The organism is Archangium minus, from assembly GCF_044360475.1.
GTDB lineage: Bacteria > Myxococcota > Myxococcia > Myxococcales > Myxococcaceae > Archangium > Archangium minus.
Window position 1 is genome coordinate 5,751,899 of record NZ_CP043494.1, and the last position, 26,579, is coordinate 5,778,477.

Below are 26,579 nucleotides of genomic sequence, written 5' to 3' on the forward strand. Positions count from 1 at the left end.
CGACCGCTGGAGCTGTTGTACGCGCCCTGGCCTCACCGCCGGGGCGTCGTGCTTCTGTCGGCCCCCACGCAGCCCCGGGCCGGCGTTATTCAAGAAACCCTACGTGCCCATCCTCCCGCCGCCTCGGTGGGTAAGTCGGTGGTGGCGCACGTCACGAGGAGTGGAAGAACATGGCTGACACGTTCATTGCGAAGAACTGGCGCGACCTCATCAAGCCCCGCCGGCTTGAGGTCGATCAGGACTCGCTCTCGCCCACCTACGGCAAGTTCGTGGCTGAGCCGCTCGAGCGCGGCTTCGGCACCACGCTGGGCAACTCGCTGCGCCGCGTGCTCCTGTCGTCGCTGCAGGGCGCCGCCATCACCACGGTGAAGATCGAGGGTGTGGACCACGAGTTCACCACCATCCCCGAGGTGGCCGAGGACGTCACGGACATCGTGCTGAACCTGAAGGAAGTCCTCCTTCGGATGCACACGAATGAGCCCAAGACGATCCGCATCGAGGCCGAGGGCCCCAAGGAGATCAAGGCCGGTGACATCATCGCCGACCAGGACGTGGAGATCCTCAACCCGGGTCACCACATCTGCACCGTCTCCGAGGGTGGCAAGGTCCGCATGGAGCTGACGTGCCGCCGCGGCCGTGGCTACGTGCCGGCCTCCGCCAACAAGGTGGCGGGCTCGCCCATCGGCACCATCCCCATCGACTCGCTGTTCTCGCCCATCCGCAAGGTGAACTACCAGGTGACCAACGCCCGCGTCGGTCAGGTCACCGACTACGACAAGCTCACCCTCGAGGTGTGGACGGACGGCTCCGTCACCCCGCAGGACGCCGTGGCCTACGCGGCCAAGATCGTCAAGGAGCAGCTCACGGTGTTCGTCAACTTCGACGAGACCGAGGAGCCCGTGGCCGTCGAGGCGCCCAAGGAGGAGGCCAAGCTCAACGAGAACCTCTTCCGCTCCGTGGACGAGCTGGAGCTCTCGGTGCGCTCGGCCAACTGCCTGCAGCAGGCCAACATCAAGACCATCGGTGATCTCGTGCAGCGCACCGAGGCCGAGATGCTCAAGACCAAGAACTTCGGCCGCAAATCCTTGAAGGAAATCAAGGAGATCCTCGCGGAGATGGGCCTGTCGCTCGGCATGAAGCTGGAGAACTGGCCTCCGAAGACCCCGCCCCCGGCTCCCGCTCCGGGTGCCGCCGCGGCTGCCGCTGGCGCCCCCGCCGCGCCGAAGGCCTAGTACGCTCTCGCAGCACCTCCTCCCGCGTGGTGGCATGGCAGCGAGCCACGGGGGAGGAGGGGGCCTTCACGGGCCCAACACAGCAACGGTGGAGCCTGTGCCGGTTCCATCCTTCCCACCTGGTACCTCGTACGGCCAGAGTGGTGGGCCCCGAAAAGGCCCGGAGTCAGCACCATGCGTCATAAGGTTGGACAGAGGAAGCTCCACCGCACCACGAGCCACCGGCTCGCGATGCTCCACAACATGGTCACCTCGCTGCTCGAGCACGAGGCCATCCGCACCACGCTGCCCAAGGCCAAGGAGGCCCGGGCCCTCGCCGAGCGCATCATCACCCTCGGCAAGCGCGGTGGTCTGGCCAACGTGCGCCTCGCGGAGCGGACGGTTCGTAACCGCGCCATCCTCCAGAAGGTGTTCAGCGAGTACAAGGACCGCTACGCCAACCGTCCGGGCGGGTACACCCGCATCGTTCGGCTCGGCTTCCGTCGCGGTGACGGTGCTGAGATGGCCCTGCTGGAGCTGGTGGATCGTCCCGCCAAGGCCGCTGCTGAGGCCCCCGAGGCCCCCGCCGCTGGCGAGGCCACGGAGACCAAGGCGGAGTAGTCGGCCGTCCGAAGGGTAGTGCACGGGAGCGTCCTTCCCCTTGGGAAGGGCGCTCTCGCGCTTTCTGGGGCCTGCTGCGTGGTTCCTACTGCGCTTCGTCCGTGAGGTTGTTGCCGTCCTCCTGCAGCAGGGCGCTGCCCTCGGAGGTGCGCATCTCGACACCGCGCATGACGATGTCCGAGGGGGCCGCCTGGCCGGCGCTCCCCAGCAGTTGCTTGGGCGTGATGGTGACATACTTGCCGGGATCCACTCGCGCCACGGACGCCCGCCACTCCGCGCCCCGGTTGTCTTTGACGACGATGATGACGTCGAGCCAGGGGTCCTCGCTCTTGTTCATGAGCGTCAAGGCGTTGCGTCCAGCCGGGGGGGCGACGAGCTTCGCGCCGAAGTCTCCCGTCAGCTTCACGCCCCGGGCCCAGGTGGTGCCGAACGTGACGACGGAGATCAACAGCCAGCCGCCCACGATGAAGGCCTTGTACTTGAAGAAGCGATCCTGCTGACGAAAGTCCTCGACCGTCTCCTTCACGATGGAGAGGGCGTTGAGGGCCACGTTGGCGGACTCGGACTTCAGCTTCTCGCTGAGCTGAGCCTGCTGCTGATCCTTCGGCAGGGGCGCTGCGCGCGCGGCGCTCATCACGCGCAGGTTCGTCTGCGACACACGGGGCACGTTCGCCGAGGACGGCGTCCCGCGCGGCTGCTGGGGCTGGTTGGCACCGTTACTCATCGGACATCAGTGTAGAGGGCGCGGGCTCCCGCTGGCTACTGGCCCCCCCTACGGGCCCTTGAGCTGCTGAAGCGCTCGTGAGGCCACCGCGTTCTCCGGCTGGGTCTCCAGCACCTTGCGCAGCCAGCGCTCCGCCTTCCCGGCTGCCTCCCGCCGCTCTTCGGGACGTGAGGACTGCCGCGCTTGCTCCGTGAAAAGAATGCCTAGGCGCAGGGTGAACTCCAGGTCCTCCGGGTCCTTGTCCACCACCGCCATCAACTCGCGCTCCGCGCCCGCCCAGTCGCCCTCCAGCTGGAGGACCAGCGCCAGCTTGCCTCTCGGCGCTTTCTCGTCCGGCTCCAGGTGCGTCAACACCCGGAAGGCCTCGCCCGCTGCCTTCAGATCCCTGCGCTCCAGGTGGATCTCCCCCAGCCGGAACCACGCCAGGTCCAGCATCGGGTTGAGCTCCACCGCCTTCTCCAGGTACGGCCGCGCTGCCTCGGGCCTCTGCCGCGCGAGGTACAGCTCGCCCAGGTAGAAGTGGTTCTTGCCGTCCTCGGGCGCCAGCTCGATGGCTCGCTTGAACTCCTCCACCGCCCGGCCCGCGTCGTCCAGCCGCTGCCACGCCAGCCCCAGCAGTGAGTGCACCACCGCCAGGTCCGGGTAGTCCCTCAGAATCTCCTCGAAGGCCACGATGGCTGGGTGGGGCGCGTCCAGCTCCTGGAGGTAGCGCATGCCTTCCTCCAGCTTGGGCTCGGCCGCCTTCGGAAAGCGCGCGAAGGGGTCGGCGATCTGGTTCATCAGCGCTCGCGCCGTGGCGACCTCGGAGGGGCTCGGGTTCATCCGCACCAACGCGCCCAGCGCCTTCACGGCCCCCGGCGCATCCCCCGTGCGATGCAGCGCCTTGGCCAGCGGCAGGCGGATGCCCGCGCGCTCCGGGGCGAGCTCCGCCGCGCGGCGCAGCGGCTCCACCGCGGCTGCGTACTGCTCCGACTCCAGCCGCGCGAGTCCCAAGCGGTAGTGGAACTCGGGCTCGTTCGGCTTCAGCGCCAGCGCTCGCTCGAAGGCGGCTACTGCTGGCGTCCCCGCGTCCGAGGCCCTCGAGAAATACGCCAGCCCCAGCATGTAGTGGTTCACCGCTTGCTCCGCCTGGGTGTTGCGGCGCTGCAGCTCGGCGATCCACGCGTCCGTGCGGCCCGCCTTCACCTGGGCCTCCGTCAGCGCCCGCGCCAGCTCCAGGTCCTCCGGGGCTCGCGCATACTCGGCCTCCAACAGCGGCAGGGCGCGCTCGGGCTGGTTCTTCGCCAGGTACTCGCGGGCCTGGGCTCGTGCGTCCAGGGGGCGCTCGGCGGCTCGACCATGGCCACAGCCGGTGGCGAGGCCTAGTCCGAGCATGGCCACTCCGGCCCAGGCAGTCAGCCGGCGGCGCGGAGAACGAAGGGAGTCGGGGGAGGGAAGGCGCACGGGGAAACGGTCTCCTCAGGAGGCGTTGCGGCGGGAGGGGGAATCGCCCTCGACACCGGCGGCGGCGAGGGCCTTCTCGGGATCTCCTCCCTTACCCCCCAGCTCGAGGCTCTGCGCGATGATGACGTCGCGCACGGCCCGGGCCAGCCCCACGCGGTCATTCTCGGCGAAGGCCGTGGTGTCGATGGGCTTGCCGATCTTCACGTACACGTGGCCCGGCTTGATGTTCCAGGAGTTCTTCGGCATCACCGTGCCGGAGCCCTCGACGGTGATGGGCACCACGGGCACCCGCGCCTTGAGCGCCAGCGCGAATGGGCCCTTCTTGAAGGGCAGCACGCGGCCATCGTCCGAGCGCGTGCCCTCGGGGTAGAGGAACACGCTCGTGCCGGCGCGGATCTTCCGTGCCGCCTCGTCCAGGGATGCGATGGCATTCTCGCGCTTGCCTCGGTTGACGAAGATGTGCCCGGCCATCCACAGGTACCAGCCGATGAGCGGCACGTACTTGAGCTGGTGCTTGGCCACGTAGCGGAAGTTCACCGGCACCGCCACGAAGTGGATGGGGATGTCCAGCGTGGACTGGTGGTTGGAGACGTAGATGGTGGGTCGCTTCGGATCCACGTTCTCCTGGCCGGTCACCACCACGCGCGCCCCACCAATCCAGATGAGGACGGGCGACCACAGCCGGCGGGCCACCCACACCGTCGCCCCCGGATTCAGGGTGACGAGCGCCACCACGACAGTCAGGGGAAAGAAGACGGCGGTGGCGACCGCCGTGACCAACATGCACAACAGGTTGCGTAGCATCCTGGCGACCTCGGCTTTTAGGGGGAGCCCACCACGGCGCTGAACCCACTGTTCCACCAAGAACGTTCGAACAGCGGAGCCTCCCCCACCTCTTCCAGGTGCCAGGGGCCCTCCGCACGCTCGCGCGCCCGGCGGTGGTGGTGGGGGAGCGACCCCGACCCTTCAAGGCCAGGACGGCCACCGTCGACCGTGCTGGATTCATGGCGGATGGGGCGGGGCAGGGGCATCAATCGCCGTATGTACCACGGCACCTTGTCTCTGGTGTGCGTCGCCCGGTGGGGGTACAAGCGGAGTGCCTTGGCCAGGAAGAAGTTCATCGCGATCGCAGGAAACATTGGAGCCGGAAAGACGGAGCTCACGTCCTTCCTCTGCCGGAAGTACGGCCTCACTCCCTTCTTCGAGCCCAACGAGGAGAACCCCTACCTCGCTGACTTCTATAAGGACATGAAGACCTGGGCCTTCCGCTCCCAGCTCTTCTTCCTCACGGCCAAGTTCCGTCTCCAGCGCCAGCTCGAGCGCTCCCCGGGCACCACGCTCCAGGATCGCACCCTCTACGAGGACGCGGAGATCTTCGCCAAGAACCTCTACCGTCGGCGTTACATCGACAAGCGCGACTGGCAGATGTACTGCGACCTCTACGAGACCTTCTCCCAGACCCTCAACCCGCCGGACCTGATGATCTACCTGCGCTGCCCCGTGAAGACGCTCCGCCAGCGCATCCGCCTGCGCGGCCGGGAGATGGAGCAGGATATCCCCACCGCCTACCTCAATCGGTTGAACGACCTGTACGAGGAATGGTTCAGTGGCTACAAGTTGTCCCCCGTCCTGGTTCTCCCCACGGACAAGCTGGACTATCTGACGAACCTGGTGGATCGCGTGGATCTCTTCCGACAGATCGAGAAGCACCTGTGAAGGAGGTCTACCTCGTCGCCATCGCGCACGCCTCACCCGTGCCGGCCGAGACGCTGCGCTCCTCCTTCGAATCCGAGGAGATGTCCTTCATCCTCGCCCCGGACGGCCACGGCTTCACGCTCGATGCCGAGGGCGCCCGCGTGGAGGTCGTCTTCGAGTCGCGGCCCACCCCCACCGGGTGGACGCCGGACCTGTTCTCCGGCAGTGAGACTGCGCTGGAGTCGCTCGGCCGCGCCCAGGCCTTCTACCGCTTCGCTTTCGAGACCGGCGGCGCTCAGCCCACCGTGCCCGTCTTCGTGGCGCTCATGTGCGCCCGCATCGTCCTGACGCACGTGGACGGTGTGCTAGTGGACATCACCTCGTCCAAGGTTCATGACTCCGAGGACGTAGCGGAAATCACGGAGCTCGACTTCGACATCCGCGACCACGTCAACCTCCATGCCGTGGAGGTCATCGAGGGCGACACGCCGCTGTGGGTGCACTCGCACGGCATGGAGAAGTTCGGTGCGAGGGACCTCGAGGTCTTCCACCTGGGCGAGCAGGATCTGCTGCCGGCTGAGGCCTTCCTGCACGAGCTGTGCACGGACCTGGCCTTCGGGCAGGGGCCGCTCCTGCGCACGGAGATGGGGACCAGCGAGGGGCAGACCTTCATGTTGGTGCCCTCGGAGGAGGCGCGCACCAACCTGCTCGGAGTGCCGCTGGAGGCCTTCGAGGGCCATGAGGGCCTCTTCCTCACCGTCGTGTCACCTCATGGGCGGCACAACACCGCGGAGCTGCTGCGCCCCTTCCGCGAGCGCTTCGCCCAGGAGCCCACCGAGCGCATTGAGTCCATGCGGCAGGAGACTCAGGCCCTCCTGCCTGCCTTCAAGGCGCGCTTCCTGCGCCGCGGCCTCATGGAGCCGCTCACCTTCGCGGTGCGCGCCCCCTTCGAGACCCACCCTGAAGGCAACACGGTGACAGAGCAGCTTTGGATGGAGGTGCTCTCCTGGGAGGACGCTACCGTGGTCGGCCGCCTGGTGGATGGGGCGGTGCACACCACCGAGTGGCGAAAGGGCGCCCACGTCGAGGTGCCTGAGTCCGATGTGAACGCCCTCGCGCTCAGCCGCGAAGGTCGCACCCTGGACGAGGAAGAGGTCCGCGCGCTGCTCATCGCGGAACGCCCGATGTAGAGAGGGCGGTGGTACCATCCATCGCGTCCCTCATGCCCGCCCTGTTGCTTCTCTCCGGTCCCTCCGCCGGCCTCCGTTATGACGTCCAGGCGGAGGCCACGATCGGCCGTAGCCCCTCGTGCGAGATTCCTCTCCCCGAGGACGACCAGATGTCTCGCCGCCACGCACACTTCTTTGTGCAGGACGGCCAGGTGCATCTGCGGGACCTGAGCTCGCGCAACGGCACGTCGGTGAACGGCGAGCGCATCGCGGGCGAGGTGGTGCTCTTCCCCGGCGACCGCGTGCAGGTGGGCAAGACGACCGTGCTCGTCGAGCCGCCCGGAGCCGCCGCGCTGGTGGGTTCCATCCCCTCGGACGCGAGTCAGCGTCCCGTCGAGGAAGTGCTCCCGCACGTGGGCCTGGAGGCGGCGCTGTTCTCGGCCGGAGCGGCGCTGCTGGGCGCCACCAGCGAGGCCATGGTGCTGCGGCGCGTCGCCGAGGAGTCGCTCCATGCGCTGCACGCGGACGCGGCGGCCGCGCTCCTCGGGGACATCAAGGGCCTGCTCACCGCGGCGGTGGTGGGCGCCTCCTCCGTCGAGGTGCCTCGCGACATGGCCCGCGCCGCGCTGGAGCACTCCGAGCAGGGACGCTCCGCCACGGCCCTGTGCTCGCCCCTGGTGGCCTCGGGCGGGCTGCCCTTCGGCGTGCTGTACGTGGAGCGCTCCGAAGAGCCGTTCTCGGACGCGGACGGGCGGCTGGCCGCCATGCTCGGACGGCTCGGCGGCGAGGCCTTCGCAGCGGTGCGCTCGCGCGCGGGGGCTCATCCGCCTCGCGTGGACATGGGAGGCAACTCGCGTCCCTTCCGCAAGGTGGTGGAGCAGGCCCGCCGCGCTGCCGCCAGCGCCGCGCCTGTGGTGCTCTCCGGCGAGCCCGGCACCGGCAAGTCCCTGGGCGCCCTCTACATTCACTCGCGCTCGCCCCGGGCGCTCGGGCCGCTGGTGCGCGTGGATTGCCGAGACTCGGCCTCCCTGGCGGAGGTGCTCTTCGGGCGCTCCAGCGGGCCCGGATTACCGCCTGTGTCCTCGGCGCTCCTTCGCGCGGATGGCGGCACCTTGCTGCTTCAGCACGTGGAGCAGCTCCCTCGCGCCCTGGCTGAGCGCCTGGCTCGGTTGCTCGCGCGCAAGACGGCTCCTGCTCGGCAGGGCGGTGAGGAGCCCGTGGACTTCCGCCTCATCGTCACCACGAGCGCTCCGCTGTCGGAGCTCACCGCCCGGGGCGAGGTGGACGCCTCGCTGGCTCGCCAGCTCGCGGGGCTCGAGCTGCGGATGCCCCCTCTGCGCGAGCGGCGCGCTGACATCCCTCCACTCTTCGAGCTCTTCGCTGCTCGAGGGGCTCGCGTGGCCCGGAAGGGGCCTCCTGTGCTCACCCCTGAGTCCCGGCAGTTGCTCATGGACTACGAGTGGCCCCACAACGTTCGCGAGCTGGAGTTGCTCAGCGAGCGGCTCGCGCTGGTGCATGCCGGCGCGCAGCTGCACGCGCTGAGTCTTCCGCCTGAGATTCGCGCGGGGAGTGCCACGCCCAAGCCGCTCACCCTCCAGGAGCGGGTCTCCCGCATGGAGCGAGATGCCATCGCCGAGGCCCTGCGCACGGCGGGCGGAAAGAAGATCGTCGCCGCCCGGATGCTCGGCATCAGCCGGCCCACCCTGGACAAGAAGATCGAGGACTACGGCCTCACCGTGGCGCGGCGGCGCGCGTGAGCTCTCGGAGGCTCAGCGTCTCCGGCTGACGAGCACACCGGTGATGACGAGCGCCGAGCCCACAGCCTGCAACCACGTGGGGTTCTCGCCTCGCACGAGCCACGCGGTGAACGCGGCCACCACGGGCGTGCCGCTGTTGTAGATGGCCGTGCGGCTGCTGCCCACCGCCTGCACGCTGCGGCTCCAGACGACGTACGCCAGCACCAGCGGCCCGAGCGCCGAGTACACCACCCCGAGCCACGCGCCCGGGCCGATGCTCTCCAGCTTCAGCTCCATGATCGAGGGCAGGCCGAGCAGCACCACCCCGGGCGCCCCGGTGATCATCGTGAGCGCGGTGATGCGCAGCGCGGACAGCTCGTTGCCCAGCGAGCGGATGCCCACGGTGTAGAGGGCCCAGCACAGCGAGGCGCCCAGGATGAGGAAGTCCCCCATGCGCGTGGAGGCATCCAGCTCGGGGCCGCGGGCGCTGACGATGAGCAGCATGCCCGGCACCGCGAGCGCCAGTCCCATCGCGAGTGGCCGGCGGAGGCGATCCACGCCCAGCGCGGCGCCCAACAGGGCCGTCACCACCGGCGTGCCCGAGGCGAGCATCCCGCTGTTGGCCGCCGTGGTGTGGGCCAGGCCCACGACGAAGCACACCTGGTAGACGGTGTTGCCCACGAACCCGAGCCCCACCAGCTTGAGCAGCGTGGCGCGGGGCAGCGGCTTCCACCCCTCGCGCACGTGGAGCACCACGGCCATGGCCACCGCCGCGAGCCCGAAGCGCAGCGCCATGAAGGCCAGCGGTGGAATGCTGCTCAGCGCCTCCTTCACCACTGTGTAGTTGGTCCCCCAAATGATGACGACCAGGACGAGGGCGAGATCCGATAGGGAGAACGCGCGCGGGGCGGCGTCGGGGGCAGAGACGACAGCGGTGCTGGGGGTGCTCAAGGCGAGCAGCGGCATACCGCCGCCGGGGAGCGCTGGCAATGCCGGTGGGGCCCCTCGCGCTCAGGCCCGTTGGAGCCGCACGGCTCGGCCCCTCCCGCGTTTCGAGCTCCGCGCGGATGACAGCGCTGCCCCGTCGCTCCGTCGAGGGCTCGTCCGGTCCCCCGTGGAGTACGAGGACCTCGGGTTGCTCGCGGAGCACGTGGCGATGAGCGCCTCCACGTCCGCGGGCAGGCAGTCCACTCTGGCACGCAGCAGGGGGAGATGTCGGAGCTCTCCTGACCGGTGCGCGCCTTCTGTCGAACGGTCCTGGGGCGGGGCGTGTCTCCGTGCTTGTCCTGCCCTCGGGCCCATGGCGTATATGCCGGCCATGGACTTGCGTTACTCCGAAGAGGTCCGGCGCGCGAAGGAGCAGGGCGTGCCGCTGGTGGCATTGGAGACGAGCGTGGTGGCGCAGGGGCTGCCGTACCCGGACAACCTCGGGGCGGCGCGCGCCTGCGAGGAGGCCGTGCGCCGGGCGGGTGCCGTGCCTGCCCCCATCGCCGTGGTGGACGGACAGGTGTGCATCGGCCTGGAGGAGCCGCAGATGCGCCGGCTCGCCGAGGGTCGTGAGCGATTGCTGAAGCTGGCCTCGAGAGATCTGGCCGTGGCCGTCGCGCGAGGCGCCACCGGAGGCACCACCGTGAGCGCCACCTGTGAGCTGGCCGCGGTGGCGGGCATCCGCGTCTTCGCTACGGGCGGCATCGGCGGTGTCCACCGGGGCGTCGCCGAGCACCTCGACATCTCCCAGGACATCTGGGCACTGGCCCGCTTCCCCGTGGCGGTGGTGTGTGCTGGGGCCAAGTCCGTGTTGGATCTCCCCAAGACGATGGAGGCGCTGGAGAGCGCCGCGGTGCCTGTCATCGGCGTGGGGACGGACGAGCTGCCGTCCTTCTACAGCCGCTCGTCCGGGCTGATGCTGGAGCACCGGGTAGAGGACGCGGCCGAGGCGGCCCGCGTCACCCGGGCCCGCTTCGAGACGCTGGGGCAGGGTGGTCTGCTCTTCACGGTGCCTCCTCCCGAGGACACCTCGCTGCCTCGCTCCGACGTGGAGCTGCACATCGCCTCGGCGCTGGCCGAGGCCGAGCGGCAGGGCATTCGTGGCAAGGCGGTCACGCCCTTCCTGCTGTCGGAGATGGCCCGGCGCACCAGCGGCAAGACCCTGCGCGCCAACCTCGCGCTGCTCGCGAACAACGCTCGCTTCGCGGGGCAGCTCGCCGTGGCCTACGCCGCTCAGGGCTCGAAGGCCTGAGCTCCTCCTGCGCGCCGAGAGCGAGGTTGCGGCCCCTGAGAACAGCGGGCCCACCTCGCGCGGCTCCCTGACGAGACATTCTTCGACTGGCTTAGAAGCTCACGCCCTCGACGGAGGGCGCGGGCACTGTCAGCGACAGCCGCTGCGGTGTGGCGTCCTTCCCGTAGAAGGACTGGTACAGATACAGGTCCGCGAGCACCTGCTTCACGTAGCCGCGCGTCTCGCGGAACGGAATCTCCTCGACGAAGAGATCCAACGGCAGCGAGCCCTTCTGCTTCACCCACTTCACCGCCGCGTCCGGCCCTGCGTTGTAGGCCGCCGCCGCGAGCGCCGGGTGCGAGAAGCGCTTCATCAGCTGGGACAGGTACCAGGCCCCATACCGGATGCTCAGCGACGGAGAGAACAGCTCCGCGGGCGCCGGCTCTGGCTCCTCGAGCTTCTTCGCGATGGCTCGCGCCGTGGGCGGAATCACCTGCATCAACCCACGCGCGTCGGCGGCGCTGGCCACCTCGGGGCGGAAGGCGCTCTCGCGGCGCATGATGGCCCACACGAGGAACGGGCTCACCTTGTAGCGCGAGGCCTCGCTCTCCACCGCGCTGGCGAAGGCGCGCGGGTAGAAGGCCGCGAGCGCCTCGGGCACTCGCGCTCCGAAGGCTCGGCCCCACAGGTGCCGCGCGGCCACCGCGTGCGCGTGTCCGTACTCGCCCAGCCGCAGCAGCGCGTGCGCGAAGGTGAGCGCCTGCTCCTGGTTGCGGATGCGTGCCGTGCGCGACTGCACCTCTTCCGCTGCGTCGCTGAACAGCCCCGCCTCGGAGAGCGCCACCGCCAGCTTCAGCTCCGGCGGCACCTCGCCCGTCTCCAGCTGCTTGGGCGACTCGGGGAAGGCCGCGGGCGGCTCACGGCCCAGCTCGCGCAGCCGCTCGGTGGCGAGCAGCGCGTAGTACGAGTTGGGCGCGGTGGTGATGACGGCCGCGTAGCCGGGCCCGGTGATGTCCACCTTGGCGCCCTCCAGCTCATGGCTGCGGGCCGACCAGTAGCGCGCCTGGGGCACCAGGCTGCTGCGCGGGAAGGTGTTCGCCAGCGTGTCGAGCACCTCGCGGGCCGCGCCGTACTGCTCCAGCCGGAGGTGCGCCAGCGCTCGGTACCACATGGCCTCATCGCGGCGCCGCGAGCGCGCGTGCCGCTGATCAAAGGCCTTGAAGGACTGCACCGCGTCCTCGAAGCGCCCGCCCTGCAGGTCCAACCAACCCACGTAGAAGCCCGCCTCGTCGGCCACGCTCTCCTTGGGGTAGGCCTTCTCCACGGCCGCCATCAGCTCGCGGGCCTTCGCGTTGTCGTCGGCCTTGAGCGCGCGGCGCGCGGTGACATAGGCGGCCTCGGCGGCCACCGAGGGAGGCCCCTGGCGCGCCACAGCCAGCGCCTGCTCCGCCTCTTCTCTCTTCCCAGTGGCGTACAGCGCCTGCGCGCGCACCAGCGCCACCAGCGCCTTGTCTTGCTTCGTGCGCACCAGCTTCCGCGCCTCGGCCTTCTCCAACTCCTCCAGCACGCGCTTGAGCGCGCCCGCGTCGAGCAGCCCACGCGCCCGCTGCAGGTGCTCGGCCAGCGTCAACCGCAGGGGGGGCTTCGTCGCCTCGAGCGCCGTCAGCGCCTCGTCCGCGTACGCGTGCGCGGGGTAGCGCAACGCCACCGCCTTCAAATCCTCCCGCTCGCCGGTGGGATTGCCCGCCACCTTCCGCGCCTGCGCCCGCTGGTAGAGCAGCTCCGCGGAGGGCTCTTCCTTCGCAGCCTCCTCCAGCGCCACGGCGGCCTCCTTCGCCTTGTCCGCGGCCAGCAGCGCCTCGCCCAGCCGAGCCCGCGCCCGCGTCACCAGGGCAGGTGAGCCCTTCTCCACCGCCTGTCCAAAGGCCACCGCCGCGGCCGCCGCGTCACCCGAGTAGAAATGCGCTTGTCCCTGGTAGTAGGCCAGGTAGGGCTGGAGTGGCGCGGACACGCGCGCGCCCGTGAGCAGGGTGCGAGCCTCTGCCACATCCCCCTCCGCCAGCGCGAGGGTCCCCGCGAGCAGGGCGATGCGGCCGGGGTCGGAGCACTTGCTGGCCGTACAGGCCTCGAGGTCCTTGCGAGCCAGAGCCCGGGCCTCGGCGCGGTGTAGGCGTACTGCCTCCAACGTCTGCGGTGACTGGGCCCACGCCCCTCCCGCGCCCAACACCACCGTGAGCAAACCGGTCCCGGTCCACCGCCGCATGTGCATCTCCTTTTGCGCTTTCCTCGCGCAGCGAAGGGCTTAGAAACAGGAGCCCCGGACTACACATTCCCACCTACTACACCCACCAGGTCGTACCCAACCCGTCCAGGGGGTGGTTTGACAGCCGGGCCGACAAGCCCTAGATCGGCCCCCGCAACGGCAGGGACCCGGATGTCCAGCAGCAATCAGTTCAGTCGCCGCTGGCACCCGTGAAATGAGCGTTACTTGGCGTAAGTGGTCCTGGCCCGTTGCGTCATAAGGGAGCGCTTCTTAGGTTGTGCGGCCTTTCAGGCGCATGACCTGAGAGGTCACCGATGAGGTGACAAGGCGTTCTGGGCCAATGGTGGCCCCATGAGTTCGGGGGGGAAACAGCTCTACTGGGAGGGCTCCGTTCCATGCTGAAGCCGTGTCCGACTGATCTGCCGCAGACCATCAACCCCGAGGCCGGGCCCAAGCGGGCTGGCGTCGAGACTCACCGCAATCTCAACTGCAGCTATTACGACAACTGTCTCGATGAGGCTGTGCGTCGCGGTTGGCAGTCCTTCACCTGCGTGAAGTGCCAGATGAACCAGCAAGTGGCTCCGCCACAGATGGGCATCGAGGCGTACGCCACGCAGCGCCGCGCCATCTAAGGCGGCAACCGTTCATGCGCGAGGGGCGGCTCCCGGCGTGCCGGGCCGGGAGCCACGCTCAACGCGTAGCGGCGTAGATGATGACCATCCAGTACTGACCCTTCCCGTAGGTGCGCGAGTCCCCCCGGACGGCGCCCACGCCCACCAGGGTGTTCTTGCGCTCCCCGAGGTTCTTGGAGTCCGGGAGCAGGGAAGGACTCTCCGCCACATAGAAGTCCACCGACGCGCTCTTCGCCTTGTCCAAGGCCTCGAAGACGCGCTCGTGCACCTTGGAGCCGGGCAGCTGCACGCGGGGCTGGTCCTGCTCCAGCGCGCGCCGGGCATGGTCCCGGGCAATCTGCTCCAACGCAGGGTTGCGCTCCAGTGGCGGCAGGCCATGCGAGGCGCGGTGCGTGGCGAGGGCCTGATAGGCCTCCTCGAGAGGATCCACCGAGGCGTTCGCGGGGGCGCCGCCGTGAGCGGAGAAGACCTCGGTGACGATGGCCTGGTCGCGCCCGTCCAGCTTCTGGAAGGTCACTCCAATGCCGGCATGGGTGAACTGCGTGCCGAGCAGGTTGCTGCGGTGGCCTGGGCTGAGCTCGATGCCGAAGTGGGCGGCGAGCGGCCCGGAGGCCAGGCCGAGGTTCTCTCCGGCAATGCGGTAGGGGGTGCCGGCAGCGGTCAGGCGACCCCGCAGGTCCGAGCCATCTGGAGCCACGTGGGCGAAGAAGCCCTCCTTCGCCATGCGATCGCTGTAGGCCTGGGCCACGCCGTTGAGGGTGTCGTCGAGCGCCAGGGGTTGCAGGCCATGGCCGCGGCGCAGAGCGTTGATGCGGGCCAGCACCGCCACGCGGGCGTCCTCCACGGTGGTGGGCTCCACCAGGCGCTCGCGCTCGCCGCGCTGCTTCGAGCTCCCTACATCCACGAGGAAGAGCGCGGCCACCTCGGGCCCCCGCTCGCCGCGGCCGATGATCTCCACGGTGTAGCGGCCCTCGGTGGGGAAGAGAATCCGGGAGCAGAACGAGGGGCCCGACTCGCGCGTGAGCGCGGGACGATCCACGCGCCCATCGGGCCGGGTGACGTAGACCTCGGAGCCGCGCAGCGGGGACTCCAACTGGCCGCACAGGGATTGGCCACCGCCGGCCTTGTCGAAGGTGCGGGGGAAGCGCTCGAGGGTGGCCTTGCGCTCGGTGAGCAGCAGCACGAGCGCGGCGCGCTCTCCCTTTACCGCCACGCCCAGGCCCATGTGGCTGGCGGGCTCCTGGTTGAGATCCTTCCGGGCGAGCAGGGTGTCCACGGCGTGCTCGCGCTCCCAGGCGCGGATGACGTAGGAGCGGGGGTTGGGCTCGGAGCCGCCCGAGTCGCTGACGGCCTCGATGAGAGCGAGCTGCTCCACGGCGCCGGAGGGGCTGTCATCGAGCGCCTCGCGGGCGAGCCTGCGCGCGGCCTGGGTGAGGGCGGGGTCCGCTTGGGGGGCGCGCCGGCCCACGCGCTCGAACTCCTGGAGGACGTAGCGCGAGGCCTGCTGCTCCATGGAGGCGGACGTGAGCGGAGTAGCGGCCAGCAGGGCGCCGAGGGCGAGGGCGAGCATCACTCCTCCAGCCGGAAGACGAGGGCGGACACGGCACCGGGCCCCAAGCGGGTGTTGAGCTGCTCGCGCAAGGAGTCCTGCTGCCGGGAGAGGGTGTGGGCCCACTCGGCGCTGACCACGTTGATCACCAGGGTGCCTCCTTCGAGGGAGTGGGGCCGGGTGTGTTTGGAGATATGGGGCCCCACCGTGGCGTTCCAAACCGGAACGAGAGGGCGACCCTTCCCGGACTGTTCGGCCAGTCGGGCCAGGACGTTGGGGAGGAGTTGGTCGAGGGTCTTCGGGTCGCGCCGGGCCATGAGGGAGTCATCATCAACCGGAGTGGGGGGGATGCCAACCGGCGAGTGCAGGGCGGGGCTGTCGCGGGTTGGTGGGGCTACAGACGTGCAAGCTCGCGGAATCAGGCCCTGGCATGAGGCTCGCTAGACGGTATTGCCGAGCCCCGCTTGACAAGGTCCGAGGGGAGTCGTTTCCCTCCCCCCTGACTGGAGCCGCCGATGAGTCCCCCCCTTCGTCTGGTGCTATGCGCCGTCCTGGTGTCGTGCACGAGCCTGTGGAGCGCCTGTGCTCCGAGCAATGAGTTAGCGCCCCCCGGCGAGTCACCGGACACGCCGAACGAGGGCGCGTGTCAGGTGGATCAGGACTGCCCGGCGCCCGGGCTCTTCTTCTGCGACACCGTGACGTCGCGCTGTCTTGCTGCCTGTCGGACGCAGGAGGACTGCACGTCCGCGAGGCGAGGCCAGTACCGGCTCTCCCAGTGCGACACCAACCCGCTGGGCTGCCGGTGTGACAACAACCGGTGCGTGGAGGCGCTGTGCTCGGCGGACGCGGAGTGCGAGGGTTCGGGGAAGGTGTGCCGCAACGGCCGGTGTGCGCAGGCGCCGGAGGCGAGCGCCGTGAGGGCGTGCCGGGTGGCACCGGACTACGTGGTGGGGCGCAAGGGGACGTCCGTGCGCTTCTCCGTGCTGGCGGTGGATGCGGCGGGCCGGGCGGTGATGGTGCCCTCGGGCGCGACCTGGACGGCGGTGGACGCGAGCGTGCAGGGGGGCGGGGAGGGCGTGTCCTCTTCCTTCGTGCTGTCGGCGGCGACGGAGGAGGCGCAGGCGTCGGTGCAGGCGCGGGTGGGGAGCGCCACGTGCACGGCGCGGGTGCGTGTGCTGGGAGCGGTGACGCCGGGGCGGCTGCGCGCGGTGGTGACGGACGAGCAGACGGGCCGCCCCCTCCCGGGCGCGGTGGTGGTGGCGGCGGATGCGCTGGGGGCGGTGACAGCCTCGGCCAGGACGGACGCGAGCGGAGTCGCGACACTGGCGGAGCCGACGGGGGCGGGGAGCATCTCGGTATTCCACAGGGACTTCGACTTCCTCACGGTGGCGTACGCGGGGTCCGGAGGCCTTGAAGAGCCGAGGCATCTGGCACTGCCGCTGCGGCGCAACCCGACGGACCGGTACGGGGGCTACAAGGGCACCTTCCGGAACATGCCGACTGGCTTGGACATGCACACGGGGTTGGCGGGGCTGTCGTGGCCGGATGGGGTGACGGATCCATCGGCGTCGCTGCTGATGGGGCCGACGCGCCGGGTGACCTTCACCACCCTGGGAGGGCAGACGCGCGAGGCGACGGTGCCGGCGGGGGCGTACGTGGTGCTTCCGGGCACCACGCTGAAGGTGACGGATGTGTCTGCGCAGGGGCTGGCGGGCGTGTGCGACGCGACGCTCGCGGGCGTGGAGAACCCCGAGGCGGAGATGGCCCTGGGGGCATGCGGCACGCGGACGGCGTGGGCACTGGGTGGAGACATTCCGCTCAAGTCCCTGCCTCTGCTGTCGAGCGAGACGATGGATGTGGGGCAGCTGCTGGCACAGACCCTTCCCGTGCTGCGCACCTTCAGCTCCTCGGTGGTGCGGGACGTGGGGTTCCGGCTGAAGGTGACTCCGGGGGCGGGCACGGGCGCGCCGGACTTCAGCGATCAGTCGCACTTCGTGGAAGTGGACCACGACTTCGCCGCGGACCAGCGCATGGAGCTGGCCTTCCCATTCGCCATCCGAGTGCCGGCGCTGCCGCGCTACTTGGGGGAGTGGATGGACAGCGTGGCGGTGCTGGGCGTGGCACGGGTACCGGAGCGCGGTGTGGTGCCCCTGGGCATGGGCATGGCGGTGAACACGACCCCTGCGGATCCGAATACGGACCAGCAAGCGGGCCTGCCGGGGCCGGGACTGGTGCTCGTGCGGATGGCGCCGGCGCACCACGGGCTCGAGGGCAGCCCGTACGAGCTGATCGTCACGGCCTCATCCTCGGCCGCCGAGAACGACACGGACGCCGCGACAACAGGCCTGGCCTCCAGCGTGCTCATCCACCGGACGCTGGAGAAGCTGCCCTTTGATCCGAAGGGAAGCACACCGCTCGTCGTGAGTCGGCCCTTCCTGCCCGTGCCCGAGGGCTTGCGCCTCGAGGGCCGACAGCTTCGCCTCGAGCCCCCCCCGGAATCACCGCCGCTGCCCGCGATGACGGTGCTGCGAGCGGTGTTCTCGAACCGGGCGCAGCACCGGTGGGTGGTGCTGATGGACGTGGCGAGTGCCGAGAACGGCCTGCGGCTGCCCATACCTCCCGCTTCCGTCGAGGAGCCCACGGGCAGGTTCGAGGATCGGACGTACGCCGGTGACCACACGGGCTCACGCTCGCCGCTCGGCCTCCAGGCGCTGGCGCTGCGCCGGATGGGGAGACCGGAGGGCGCGGCGTTGGCGCTGCGCGGACTGCTGGAGGCGGACGGCGTGGACCTGGCGCAGCTGGGGGCGCTGACGGTGGCGTGGTCGTCGCTGAACCCGACCTCACCTTAATCTTACCTTATAAGAAAGTGAGTGACACCGCCTTGTGAGCCACGGGGCTCGCGTACACCGCCGCACAGCAACGAATGTGCAACGGCTGGCTACGGACGTTTTCCGGGTGGTACCGTCCTATCCGGTATGGCGCAGAACGAGACGGTCGTTACGGTCATCTCGAAGATCTCCGAGCGGCCGGTCAATCAAGACGCGGCCCTGGTGGTCATCTACGGCCTGGATCTGGGCAGGAAGCACGATCTGTCCAAGGAGGAGATCCTGATTGGACGCTCCTCGAAGGCGGAGATCCAGGTGGACCAGGAGTCCATCAGCCGCAACCACGCGTGCATCACGAACACCCGACGGGGGGTGTTCATCAAGGATCTGGAGTCCACGAACGGCACGTTCGTGAACGACGAGCCGGTGCAGGGCGAGAAGGAGCTGCGCAACGGAGATCTGGTGAAGATCGGGCGGACGATCTTCAAGTTCATCGCGGGAGGGAACATCGAGGCGGCGTACCACGATGAGATCTACCGGCTGACGACGATGGACGGGCTGACGCAGATCTACAACCGGCGCTACTTCGAGGAGGCGCTGGAGCGGGAGGTCTCGCGCTCGAGGCGGTACGAGCGGAGCCTGGCGCTGGTGATGTTCGACGTGGACCACTTCAAGCAGGTGAACGATCGGTACGGGCACCTGGCGGGGGACTACGTGCTGAAGCAGCTGGCGTCGACGCTGCGCACGAAGATCCGGCGGGAGGACGTGTTCGCGAGGTACGGCGGGGAGGAGTTCGGGCTGCTGCTGCCGGAGATCGACCTGCAGGGAGCAGTGAAGCTCTCGGACAAGGTGCGGAAGCTGGTGGAGAAGCAGCGCTTCGAGTTCGACAAGAACATCATCCCGGTGTCGATCTCGCTGGGAGTCGCGATCCTGGCGGCGGACCATCGGGACTCGGCGGACCTGAAGCGAGCGGCGGACGGGAAGCTATACGAGGCGAAGGCGGCGGGCCGAAATCGCGTGTGCGCGTGAGCCCGCCGGAGCGCCGCCCCGTGCAGGAGTTCCTCCTGGGCTTCGATGCGCGAGAGCTGTGGCTCGACGTGGGGCGCCAGTGGGACGCGTCTCGGCGGGGGCTCTACCTGCTCCGGGAGGACGCGAGGAAGCCGCTGGCGACGGATGCGCGGGTCTGGCCCTCCCTCTTCGGAGAGGGACTCCCCGAGAGCGAGCGTGAGCGGCTGGGGCTGCGTGATGCGAGCCGGCCGGAGTGGACGGGCCCGAACGCGCCGCTGTGGGACGATCTGGAGCGAATGCGGAGTGACCTGAGCGCACTTGGCGCGGTGCGGAAGCAGCCGCATGCGCTCATCGCGGTGAGCTGGCTCTGGGACGGAAGGCCCGAGGAAGGCGCCTGGCAGGGAGTTCCCTACCGCGAGCAGACGGTGCCCTCCGTGCGCGAGGAGGGCTGGAGGTTCCTCGGTTTCGACGTGGCGGATGGCGGGTTCATCAGCGGCCTCACCAACTGCGGCTACACGGAGACCGAGGCCCCGAGTCTCCGAGCGCAATGGGCGCGACACCTGAACGAGCACCATCTGCTGGGGGACCTGGAGCAGGCGCTGGAGTTCCGGGACGCCAGCGACGAACGCGTGCCCGAGCATGCGCCGTTCTTCGTGTTTGGCCTCTGGCTCATTCAGCCGTAATTCGTGAGTCCATCGGAGCCGTGAACCGGCCTCTGGCGCCCGTGAACCGCCAGGAAGCGTAAGGAGCTCTGGGTTGTGGATAATCTCGCCCACGCGTTGGTAGGGGCCTGGATGGCGGAGGCTGGTCTCAAGCGGAAGACGCCGCTGGCCACCGTGACGCTTGTCATCGGCGCCAACCTGCCGGACATCGACGGCTTCACGACGCTCGCGGGCAGCGACACCTCGCTCCTGCTGCGCCGGGGACTGACTCACGGCGTCATCGCCATGGCCGTGCTGCCGTGGTTGCTCGCGGGCGCGGTCATGCTCGGGGACAGGTACCTGAGACGGCGGCGACATCCAGAGAAGGAGCCGGCGCGCTTCTGGCCGCTGCTGGCGCTCTCCTACCTCTCCGTGCTCAGCCACCCGCTGCTGGACTGGATGAACACCTACGGCGTGCGAGTGCTGATGCCCTTCGATGGGCGGTGGTTCTACGGTGACGCGCTCTTCATCCTCGACCCGTGGATGTGGCTGCTCGCGGGGGCTGCCGTTGTCATGGCGGACGCCCGGGCGCGCTGGAGCATCGGCGGCTGGTTGCTCCTGGGTGCGGCGACCACGGGTCTCATCGTCTCCACGGAGCTGGCCCCGCTTCCCGTGAAGCTGCTTTGGCTGGTGGGAATCACTGCCATCGTGTTCCTGCGCGTCCGAGGTGTTCGCTTCCTACCTGTCGAGCGCGTGGCCACGGTTTGCGGCATCACGCTGTTTGTCTATTTAGTGGCCATGTTTGCTGGCTCGCGGCTCGCCGAGCGGCAGGTGACGGAGTGGCTGCGCCAGCGGGGAATGGAGCCGGAGCGCATCATGGCGGGTCCACTCCCAGCCAATCCGTTCAAACGCGACGTCATCGTGCTGGTCCCCAGCCGTTACGAGTTCGTGGAGGTGGATTGGCTGGCGGGCGAGGAGGGGCGTTTCCGCATCAGCCACCCGAGCCTTCCGCGTGGAGTGCCCGGTCCCATCGTGCAGGCCGCGCTGGAGGCTCCTGGGGTGAGAGGATTTGTCAATTGGCTGCGTTTCCCCACGTATCAGGTGGAGGAACAGGCGGACGGCTACCGCGTCATCCTCCAGGACGTCAGGTACTCCCGGACGCGCAATGGTATTGGCACGGCGGTCGTGGAACTGGACCGTCAGCTTCGCCCTCGCTGAGCTTGCGTATTCCGGCGAAGTGGAACACTTGTTCAGGGCACTCAGGCCCCTTGCTGTGAGGGCGCCGTGTGCCCGCAGGCGCGGTTGGCCGGGAGCGGCCATCCCGCCCCATGTGTGCTTCCGGCGGTGAGGCCGCGGCGGGGCTCTGTGGACACGGCGGGCCCAGGTGCTGAGCGGGTGAATCCTCTTTCTGGAATCTGGCTCTCAAACGACATGACTGCTTCCCTTCTTCCTCCCCTCCTGGGCGGGGCGCTCATCGGGCTGAGCGCCTCCCTTCTCCTGCTGGCCAACGGCCGGGTGGCCGGCATCAGTGGCGTGGTGGGTTCGCTGCTGGCCCCCGTTCGCGGCGACATCGCCTGGCGCGTCCTCTTCTTCGGCGGGCTGGTCACCGGCGGCCTGCTGCTGGCGTGGCTGCGCCCCGTGTCCTTCGCGACCCCGGCGTCCCTGAGCGCGGGCGGAGTGTCCCTGCTGGTGGCGGCGGGACTGCTGGTGGGCCTCGGCTCGCGGCTGGGCAACGGCTGCACCAGTGGGCATGGCGTCTGCGGCATCAGCCGTGGCTCGGTCCGCTCCATCGCGGCCACGCTCACCTTCATGGCCACCGGCGTCCTCACCGTCTTCCTCGCCCGCCACGTCTTCTAGAGAGAGTTCCCCATGCGTTCCAATGTCAGTGCGTTTCTCAGCGGCGTCATCTTCGCCCTGGGCCTGGGCCTCAGCGGCATGACGAAGCCGGCCAACGTCATCGGCTTCCTCGACATCGCCGGTGACTGGGACTACCGGCTCGCGTTCGTCATGGGCGGTGCCATCGCCGTGCACGCGGCGCTGCGGCACTTCATCCACAAGCGCGAGCGGCCCCTCTTCGCCGCGAAGTTCCCCTCCCTCTCCGCCAGCGGGGTGGACCGCAAGCTCCTCGTGGGCGCGGGTCTCTTCGGCGTGGGCTGGGGGCTCGGAGGCTACTGCCCCGGCCCCGCACTCACCTCGCTCGCCAGCGGTGCGACGCAGGTGTTCGTCTTCGTGCCCGCCATGTTCGCCGGCATGTACCTCGCCCAGGTGCTGCAAGCGCGACGGAGCGCGAGCGTGGAGACGCCGAGCCTGGGCGCGACGCTTTCACCGTAGTCCCGGCACCTCTCACCCGGCCGTACCCCTTCACTCGGAGGCCCAAGGGCCTTCGGAATCCGATGGAGCCGTTCCATGAAGACCGTTCTCGTTGTCTCAGCCCTGTTCGTCGGTCTGTTCCTCGTCTCCTGCACGCACCAGCGGTCGGTGGGGGCCGAAGCCCACCGGCGGGTGGAGGCGGGTGCCATGCTGGTGGATGTCCGTACTCCGGAGGAGTTCGCCGCCGGGCACCTGCCCGGGGCGGTGAACATCCCCGTGGAGGAGTTGCCTCAGCGGCTCGGGGAGCTCGGTGCTCCGGAGAAGTCCCTGGTCGTCTACTGTGGCAGTGGTGCACGCAGCAGCCGGGCCGAGCGTCTCCTGAAGGAGCGTGGCTTCCAGCAGGTCTTCAACCTCGGCCCCATGTCGGCCTGGGAGTGACGAGCCGATGGGAACTCGGCACGGTCGTCCTCATGTCCCCTCCGCTGTCTTCCTCCTCTCCAAAGTGCTCCATGATGATGCGTCGCGTGCTCGACGTGGACGCGCACGAGGCGGTGCGCCGCTTCCTCGCCAGCAAGCCTCGCCTGCACAACTCGCTGGAGGGGCGCGCGGTGGGCGAGGACCTCCCGTCCGTGCTGCGCACCCAGCAGGTGCAGTGAGCAAACCTCGTGTTCCATGGTGCGCGTGACACGTGGAAGGTTGGAGGGGGCTCAGAACCGTGGGGCAGCTGAGCCTGTCCCTTCAGCACCGGCGTCAGGTTCCCGCTATGTATCCCCATGAGGATGGCCAGGACGGCATCCTGGCGACCGAGCGTTCCCTGTCTCGGAAATGGCGGGAGCGAGAGGAGGAGGTGGCCGGGTGATGACGACGCGAACCGATCAGCAGCTGATGGAGGCTGCGCGCGCTGGCGATGACAAGGCCTTGGATGAGGTTCTCGCCCGTCACGAGAAGCAGGTGTACCGCTTCGGTCTTCGCATGTGCGGCTCGGAGGCGGACGCCAAGGAGGTGCTCCAGGAGACGCTCCTCGCGGCCTTCCGTGGCATCCACGCGTTCCGGGGCGATGCGGAGCTGTCCACGTGGCTGTACCAGGTGGCCCGCACGCACTGCCTCCGCCTGCGCCGCAAGCGCGTCGGAGCACCCGAGGAATTCCAGTCCCTCGACTCTCCCGCGGCCACCCACGTCGCGGCGGAGGATGCGACTCCGGACATGGCCTCCCACGCGCGGCAGATGGGGGAGGTGTTGCAAGCGGCCATCCTCGCGCTGCCAGAAGCCCATCGCGAGGTGCTCATCCTCCGGGACGTGGAGGGGCTCACGGCCGAGGAGGCGGCGCAGGTGGTGGGGATCGAGGTGCGAGCGCTCAAGAGCCGGTTGCACCGTGCTCGGCGCCAGTTGCGCGAGCACCTCTCCACGCTGATGGGGGAGGGCGCCCAGGGCGAGGCCCAGGGATGCCCGGAGCTGGCGCAGGAGCTCTCGGAGTTCGCCGCGCAGGAGGTGGATCAGGCCACCTGCGTGCGCCTCGAGGACCATTTGTCACGCTGCCCGCGCTGTACGGAGGCGTGCGACTCGCTCAAGCGCACGGTGTCCCTGTGCCGGCGGATTCCGGGAGATGAAGTTCCCGCGCCCGTGCGCGCGGCGGTGCGCCAGGCGCTGTTGCGCGCGCTGCCCGCCTGAGCCCGCAAGCAATTCGTCACGGCGTCATACGCCGGCCGCCCCGGGAGAGACCTTGCTGGTTCTTCCCGGGGGCAGCCTGACGGCGGCTTCGAAGTCCCTCCTCGCCGTCACGCGTTATGAATGGCATACGCGACCCTGGTCGGCCGAGTACAAAGCCGTCAAGGCCTGCGGGATTATTTGCGATACGGCTGACGGCGTTGAGTGTCCCGCGGGTTATTACTGCGCTCACTCCTCGCACCCCGAGCCGCCTGTCTGCGTCAAGGAGTCCGGGTCGCGGCCTTGATGACTGTGAGGGATTGGAGTGGTCCAGACCTGCCGCTCCTGACTGCGTGCTGGCTTGGGTCGCGGGAGTCAGCTGTAGTCCAGACGGAAAAGCGCCTCGAGTCGTTGCTCGATTTCACTCCGGCTGAGCGACCTGCCCGGAGTGAGTGTGCTCACGTGCATCCGCTCGCGTACCCGGGTCATGGCCACGGAGCAGTCGAACGCTTCCACCAGCCGGCCCTCCTCGAAGAGCAGTTCGTGGACCTCCTTGAACCTCCATGCGGGATGGATGCCCGTATGAACGGACAGCTCCTGAATGAAGTCGGTAGCCACGAGCAGCCCGCCGGAGAACAGCGTGGGCCAGTGGAGTTGCTCGTACACGACGCTTCCATGCGGTTGGCCCATGTATCGCGGCACCCGGCCGAACAGGGGCTTTCCCTTGCCATGCCTGGCTGCCAGTTCCTCCCGTGGTTCCAAACCGAGGAGTAGCTCCTCCAGGAACAGGCCGCCGTTGGAGACGTCATAGGTGCAGATGTAGCCCCGGTAGCAGGCTGTCGACACCATCTGGGGATTCAGCCCGTGTTGTCTGGGTTCGAACAGGCCCGAACCTTTCACGCCTCGAAGCGAGAAGGTTCGGTTGGTGTACTGGACGCTGTCGCTGATTTGCGCGGTCATGAACCCCTCGTCCTTCCTGTCGCGGGTCAGAGGCGCATCGCACCGGTATCTGCTCTGACTCCGATGGGCCTGGGGCTCACCCCGCGAAGACGGAGCGGCGCTCCTTGAGCAGGGCCTGGAGCATGCCTTGGATGGACTCGCGGGTGCGCTCGGTGAGCCGCTGCACCTGGGACATGTCCTCGGCGGCCTCCGGTGGCAGCTCGCCCATGCCGATGGGCTCGCCGAAGCGGATGGTCCACCTCGCCGGCAGCGGCGGCGGCGTCACCGGCAGGTAGGGAATCCCCAGGAAGCGGGCCGGAATCTTCCCGAACAGCGGCGCCGTCTCCTCGGCTCCCACGATGGCCACCGGGACGATGGGCGCGCCCGTGCGCAAGGCCAGCTTCACGAAGCCGCCCCGGCCGAAGCGCTTGAGCTGGTAGCGCTGCGCGAAGGGCTTGCCCAGACCCTGAATCCCCTCGGGGAAGACGATGACCGGGCGCAATTCGTCCAGCAGCCGCAGCGCGTTCTCCGGGCAGGCCCGCACCGCGCCGAGTCGGTTGATCAACGTGCCCAGCATCGGCGCGTAGAAGACCTGGTCCTCCGCCAGCCAGCGCGCCTCCTGCAGGTCCGGCCGCTCGCGCGAGAGCGCCTGCTGCAACATGGGCCCGTCGAAGGGCAGCGCTCCCGAGTGGTTGGCCACCAGCAGCACGGGCCCGCCCGGCACGTGGCTCGCTCCCTGGACTGACACCCGCCAGTAGCGCTCGTAGAGGAAGTCCAGCACCGGGTGCAGCACGCCGCCGAGCTCCGCGTCCTTGCCGTACTCGTCGATGGCCGTGCCGCCTCCCACGCCAATCCCCGCCAGCGCCGCGCTCAGAATCCCCTGCGCCGAGCCCAGTGTCTTGCCGAACCGCTCGCTGGCCAGCGCATGGAAGGCGACCTCCTTCGCCAGCGACATCAACCCCGACAGACGTGCTCCAAGCCGCGGGGACTCCGCTCCCGGCGAGTCGGAGGTGAAGAAGATGTCTCGGGTGGTGGTGCTCGCGGCGGGCAGGACGGGCGCCAGGGCGGCTTCCACCTCCACCTCGATGCGCGCCTCCTCTACGGCTTCGGCCTCGCTGCTCGGGGCGTACTCGTCCTGACTGGAGTCGAGCACCTCGACGACCACCGTCCCGGCCACCGGAGTCGCCACCGCGTCCTCGAACCCGGGCATGGAGACCGGCCCCGTGGGCAGCGGCTCTCCAATGGTCCTCTCCAGCTCTCGCAGGGCCTCCGCGGCAGAGAGGGCCTCCGCCGCCCGCTCCAGCAGCTCCGCGTCCACCTCCGCTTCTTCGGCGGCGGGCGGCTCGGCGTTGGCAGACTCACGCGACTTTGTTGGCTCCTCGGAGACGGCTCGCGCCTCTGCTCCGGCCGGAGTCGAGGCAGGCGAGGGCGGCGGCGCGACAGGCGTACCTGCCCCGGCCCCTGCGGTAGTGGCCGCCTCGGGCGGCAGGTGGGCCTCCGGCTGAGGCGGAGTCTCCCTGGCCTCGATGGGCGACGTTCTCCCGGCGCTCGAGGGACTGGCCGTCTCGGACGGTGTGCTCACCACGGCTCGGGGTGACGCGCTCCCCGTCGCGGGGCTCTTGCCCTTGGAGGTCTCCGCCTTCTTTCCACGCGCAACCGCCACCGGCTTGAGCGCGGCGGTCCTGGCGTGGGGCTTGGTGGTGGCGGGCTTGTTGGGTGCCGACTTGGACTCCACCGGCTTCGGCGTAGCGGCTCTTGCCGCGGGCTTTTCCTTCGGAGCGGGCGCCTTCTTCGCGGCCTTCGCTGGGGCTGCCTTCTTCGCTGGCGGCGGCGCGGCGTGGGCCTTCTTCTGCTCCGGGGCGGCAGGGGCCGGACTGACTGCCTTGGACTCCGAGGGACGCTGCGCGGCGCCCCGCTGGAACGGATCGTTCCCGAGCACTCCCTTGGCCAT

At 69.3% G+C, this 26,579-nt stretch carries 25 protein-coding genes; 16 read left to right on the forward strand and 9 right to left on the reverse strand.

Translation table 11 applies throughout. The features are described 5' to 3' along the window. Window positions 1-170 precede the first annotated feature (170 nt). Together F0U60_RS23550 and rplQ are read left to right on the forward strand one after the other, a co-directional pair. Complete coding sequence (locus tag F0U60_RS23550; RefSeq protein WP_395823505.1) at window positions 171-1,232, forward strand: DNA-directed RNA polymerase subunit alpha; 1,062 nt, start codon at window positions 171-173, stop codon at window positions 1,230-1,232. Between the two features lie 174 nt (window positions 1,233-1,406). Further along, a complete protein-coding gene (gene rplQ / locus F0U60_RS23555) occupies window positions 1,407-1,832 on the forward strand; it encodes a 50S ribosomal protein L17 (protein WP_203404257.1) in 426 nt (141 codons plus the stop codon). An 85-nt stretch (window positions 1,833-1,917) separates the two neighbouring features. Here rplQ and F0U60_RS23560 read toward each other — a convergent pair whose 3' ends face one another. From F0U60_RS23560 to F0U60_RS23570, 3 genes are all read right to left on the reverse strand, one after another. After that, entirely contained in the window at window positions 1,918-2,556 is a 639-nt protein-coding gene (locus F0U60_RS23560) for a hypothetical protein (protein ID WP_395823507.1), read from the reverse strand. 48 nt (window positions 2,557-2,604) lie between these two features. Next, the gene (locus tag F0U60_RS23565) at window positions 2,605-3,930 is read right to left on the reverse strand and encodes a tetratricopeptide repeat protein (protein WP_395823509.1); all 1,326 of its coding nucleotides are present in this window, start codon (window positions 3,928-3,930) and stop codon (window positions 2,605-2,607) included. A gap of 84 nt (window positions 3,931-4,014) precedes the next feature. Beyond that, the gene (locus tag F0U60_RS23570) at window positions 4,015-4,803 is read right to left on the reverse strand and encodes a lysophospholipid acyltransferase family protein (protein WP_395823511.1); all 789 of its coding nucleotides are present in this window, start codon (window positions 4,801-4,803) and stop codon (window positions 4,015-4,017) included. 207 nt (window positions 4,804-5,010) lie between these two features. Here F0U60_RS23570 and F0U60_RS23575 point away from each other — a divergent pair, with 207 nt between their 5' ends. Genes F0U60_RS23575 through F0U60_RS23585 form a run of 3 tightly spaced genes read left to right on the forward strand, consistent with a single transcriptional unit; the run spans window position 5,011 to window position 8,620 of the window. After that, window positions 5,011-5,715, forward strand: a complete 705-nt coding sequence (locus tag F0U60_RS23575; protein ID WP_395823513.1) for a deoxynucleoside kinase — start codon at window positions 5,011-5,013, stop codon at window positions 5,713-5,715. Next, window positions 5,712-6,884, forward strand: coding sequence for a DUF2314 domain-containing protein (locus F0U60_RS23580; protein ID WP_395823515.1), 1,173 nt, complete (start codon window positions 5,712-5,714; stop codon window positions 6,882-6,884). Before F0U60_RS23575 ends, F0U60_RS23580 begins: the two co-directional genes overlap by 4 nt. An 8-nt stretch (window positions 6,885-6,892) precedes the next feature. Next, window positions 6,893-8,620: a sigma 54-interacting transcriptional regulator gene (locus tag F0U60_RS23585; protein WP_395823517.1), complete on the forward strand. Its 1,728-nt coding sequence runs from the start codon at window positions 6,893-6,895 to the stop codon at window positions 8,618-8,620. A gap of 12 nt (window positions 8,621-8,632) precedes the next feature. On the opposite strand, the gene F0U60_RS23590 is transcribed toward F0U60_RS23585, so the two are convergent. Beyond that, a complete protein-coding gene (locus tag F0U60_RS23590; protein WP_395823519.1) occupies window positions 8,633-9,565 on the reverse strand; it encodes a DMT family transporter in 933 nt (310 codons plus the stop codon). 352 nt (window positions 9,566-9,917) lie between these two features. Here F0U60_RS23590 and F0U60_RS23595 point away from each other — a divergent pair, with 352 nt between their 5' ends. Continuing rightward, on the forward strand, window positions 9,918-10,838 hold the full coding sequence (locus F0U60_RS23595) for a pseudouridine-5'-phosphate glycosidase (protein WP_395823521.1): 921 nt from the start codon (window positions 9,918-9,920) through the stop codon (window positions 10,836-10,838). A gap of 91 nt (window positions 10,839-10,929) precedes the next feature. Here F0U60_RS23595 and F0U60_RS23600 read toward each other — a convergent pair whose 3' ends face one another. Then, a complete protein-coding gene (locus tag F0U60_RS23600; protein WP_395823523.1) occupies window positions 10,930-13,080 on the reverse strand; it encodes a transglycosylase SLT domain-containing protein in 2,151 nt (716 codons plus the stop codon). Window positions 13,081-13,478: 398 nt separating this feature from the next. On the opposite strand from F0U60_RS23600, the gene F0U60_RS23605 reads away from it, so the two are divergent. Further along, window positions 13,479-13,712: a hypothetical protein gene (locus F0U60_RS23605; RefSeq protein ID WP_203412396.1), complete on the forward strand. Its 234-nt coding sequence runs from the start codon at window positions 13,479-13,481 to the stop codon at window positions 13,710-13,712. Between the two features lie 58 nt (window positions 13,713-13,770). On the opposite strand, the gene F0U60_RS23610 is transcribed toward F0U60_RS23605, so the two are convergent. After that, on the reverse strand, window positions 13,771-15,282 hold the full coding sequence (locus F0U60_RS23610) for a CAP domain-containing protein (RefSeq protein WP_395823525.1): 1,512 nt from the start codon (window positions 15,280-15,282) through the stop codon (window positions 13,771-13,773). Continuing rightward, window positions 15,282-15,578, reverse strand: a complete 297-nt coding sequence (locus F0U60_RS23615; RefSeq protein WP_395823527.1) for a DUF721 domain-containing protein — start codon at window positions 15,576-15,578, stop codon at window positions 15,282-15,284. Before F0U60_RS23615 ends, F0U60_RS23610 begins: the two co-directional genes overlap by 1 nt. Before the next feature lie 198 nt (window positions 15,579-15,776). Here F0U60_RS23615 and F0U60_RS23620 point away from each other — a divergent pair, with 198 nt between their 5' ends. The 9 genes from F0U60_RS23620 (at window position 15,777) to F0U60_RS23660 (ending at window position 23,713) form a co-directional block, all read left to right on the forward strand. Then, on the forward strand, window positions 15,777-18,110 hold the full coding sequence (locus F0U60_RS23620) for a carboxypeptidase-like regulatory domain-containing protein (RefSeq protein WP_395823529.1): 2,334 nt from the start codon (window positions 15,777-15,779) through the stop codon (window positions 18,108-18,110). A 126-nt stretch (window positions 18,111-18,236) separates the two neighbouring features. After that, window positions 18,237-19,115 carry a diguanylate cyclase gene (locus tag F0U60_RS23625; RefSeq protein WP_395823531.1) on the forward strand — a complete coding sequence of 293 codons (879 nt, stop codon included), beginning with the start codon at window positions 18,237-18,239 and terminating at the stop codon, window positions 19,113-19,115. A 20-nt stretch (window positions 19,116-19,135) separates the two neighbouring features. Beyond that, entirely contained in the window at window positions 19,136-19,777 is a 642-nt protein-coding gene (locus F0U60_RS23630; RefSeq protein WP_395823533.1) for a hypothetical protein, read from the forward strand. 75 nt (window positions 19,778-19,852) lie between these two features. After that, a complete protein-coding gene (locus tag F0U60_RS23635) occupies window positions 19,853-20,953 on the forward strand; it encodes a metal-dependent hydrolase (protein ID WP_395823535.1) in 1,101 nt (366 codons plus the stop codon). 213 nt (window positions 20,954-21,166) lie between these two features. Continuing rightward, the gene (locus F0U60_RS23640) at window positions 21,167-21,592 is read left to right on the forward strand and encodes a YeeE/YedE family protein (RefSeq protein ID WP_395823537.1); all 426 of its coding nucleotides are present in this window, start codon (window positions 21,167-21,169) and stop codon (window positions 21,590-21,592) included. Between the two features lie 12 nt (window positions 21,593-21,604). Beyond that, entirely contained in the window at window positions 21,605-22,066 is a 462-nt protein-coding gene (locus tag F0U60_RS23645; protein ID WP_395823539.1) for a DUF6691 family protein, read from the forward strand. A 75-nt stretch (window positions 22,067-22,141) separates the two neighbouring features. Continuing rightward, a complete protein-coding gene (locus tag F0U60_RS23650) occupies window positions 22,142-22,483 on the forward strand; it encodes a rhodanese-like domain-containing protein (protein ID WP_395823541.1) in 342 nt (113 codons plus the stop codon). Between the two features lie 71 nt (window positions 22,484-22,554). After that, a complete protein-coding gene (locus tag F0U60_RS23655) occupies window positions 22,555-22,701 on the forward strand; it encodes a hypothetical protein (protein ID WP_395823543.1) in 147 nt (48 codons plus the stop codon). A gap of 202 nt (window positions 22,702-22,903) precedes the next feature. Next, window positions 22,904-23,713: a sigma-70 family RNA polymerase sigma factor gene (locus tag F0U60_RS23660; RefSeq protein WP_395823545.1), complete on the forward strand. Its 810-nt coding sequence runs from the start codon at window positions 22,904-22,906 to the stop codon at window positions 23,711-23,713. 351 nt (window positions 23,714-24,064) lie between these two features. On the opposite strand, the gene F0U60_RS23665 is transcribed toward F0U60_RS23660, so the two are convergent. Together F0U60_RS23665 and F0U60_RS23670 are read right to left on the reverse strand one after the other, a co-directional pair. Then, window positions 24,065-24,649, reverse strand: a complete 585-nt coding sequence (locus F0U60_RS23665; protein ID WP_395823547.1) for a hypothetical protein — start codon at window positions 24,647-24,649, stop codon at window positions 24,065-24,067. A gap of 76 nt (window positions 24,650-24,725) precedes the next feature. Beyond that, window positions 24,726-26,579 carry a 1-acyl-sn-glycerol-3-phosphate acyltransferase gene (locus F0U60_RS23670; RefSeq protein ID WP_395823549.1) on the reverse strand — a complete coding sequence of 618 codons (1,854 nt, stop codon included), beginning with the start codon at window positions 26,577-26,579 and terminating at the stop codon, window positions 24,726-24,728.

Coding starts and splice junctions, on each gene's coding strand:
- F0U60_RS23600 (WP_395823523.1), bottom strand. CDS start 13,080: ATGCGGCGGTGGACCGGGACCGGTTTGCTCACGGTGGTGTTGGGCGCG.
- F0U60_RS23570 (WP_395823511.1), bottom strand. CDS start 4,803: ATGCTACGCAACCTGTTGTGCATGTTGGTCACGGCGGTCGCCACCGCC.
- F0U60_RS23595 (WP_395823521.1), top strand. CDS start 9,918: ATGGACTTGCGTTACTCCGAAGAGGTCCGGCGCGCGAAGGAGCAGGGC.
- F0U60_RS23575 (WP_395823513.1), top strand. CDS start 5,011: ATGGGGCGGGGCAGGGGCATCAATCGCCGTATGTACCACGGCACCTTG.
- F0U60_RS23590 (WP_395823519.1), bottom strand. CDS start 9,565: ATGCCGCTGCTCGCCTTGAGCACCCCCAGCACCGCTGTCGTCTCTGCC.
- F0U60_RS23645 (WP_395823539.1), top strand. CDS start 21,605: ATGCGTTCCAATGTCAGTGCGTTTCTCAGCGGCGTCATCTTCGCCCTG.
- F0U60_RS23610 (WP_395823525.1), bottom strand. CDS start 15,282: ATGCTCGCCCTCGCCCTCGGCGCCCTGCTGGCCGCTACTCCGCTCACG.
- F0U60_RS23640 (WP_395823537.1), top strand. CDS start 21,167: ATGACTGCTTCCCTTCTTCCTCCCCTCCTGGGCGGGGCGCTCATCGGG.
- F0U60_RS23655 (WP_395823543.1), top strand. CDS start 22,555: ATGATGATGCGTCGCGTGCTCGACGTGGACGCGCACGAGGCGGTGCGC.
- rplQ (WP_203404257.1), top strand. CDS start 1,407: ATGCGTCATAAGGTTGGACAGAGGAAGCTCCACCGCACCACGAGCCAC.
- F0U60_RS23565 (WP_395823509.1), bottom strand. CDS start 3,930: ATGCTCGGACTAGGCCTCGCCACCGGCTGTGGCCATGGTCGAGCCGCC.
- F0U60_RS23650 (WP_395823541.1), top strand. CDS start 22,142: ATGAAGACCGTTCTCGTTGTCTCAGCCCTGTTCGTCGGTCTGTTCCTC.
- F0U60_RS23660 (WP_395823545.1), top strand. CDS start 22,904: ATGACGACGCGAACCGATCAGCAGCTGATGGAGGCTGCGCGCGCTGGC.
- F0U60_RS23665 (WP_395823547.1), bottom strand. CDS start 24,649: ATGACCGCGCAAATCAGCGACAGCGTCCAGTACACCAACCGAACCTTC.
- F0U60_RS23625 (WP_395823531.1), top strand. CDS start 18,237: ATGGCGCAGAACGAGACGGTCGTTACGGTCATCTCGAAGATCTCCGAG.
- F0U60_RS23615 (WP_395823527.1), bottom strand. CDS start 15,578: ATGGCCCGGCGCGACCCGAAGACCCTCGACCAACTCCTCCCCAACGTC.
- F0U60_RS23560 (WP_395823507.1), bottom strand. CDS start 2,556: ATGAGTAACGGTGCCAACCAGCCCCAGCAGCCGCGCGGGACGCCGTCC.
- F0U60_RS23550 (WP_395823505.1), top strand. CDS start 171: ATGGCTGACACGTTCATTGCGAAGAACTGGCGCGACCTCATCAAGCCC.
- F0U60_RS23620 (WP_395823529.1), top strand. CDS start 15,777: ATGAGTCCCCCCCTTCGTCTGGTGCTATGCGCCGTCCTGGTGTCGTGC.
- F0U60_RS23670 (WP_395823549.1), bottom strand. CDS start 26,579: ATGGCCAAGGGAGTGCTCGGGAACGATCCGTTCCAGCGGGGCGCCGCG.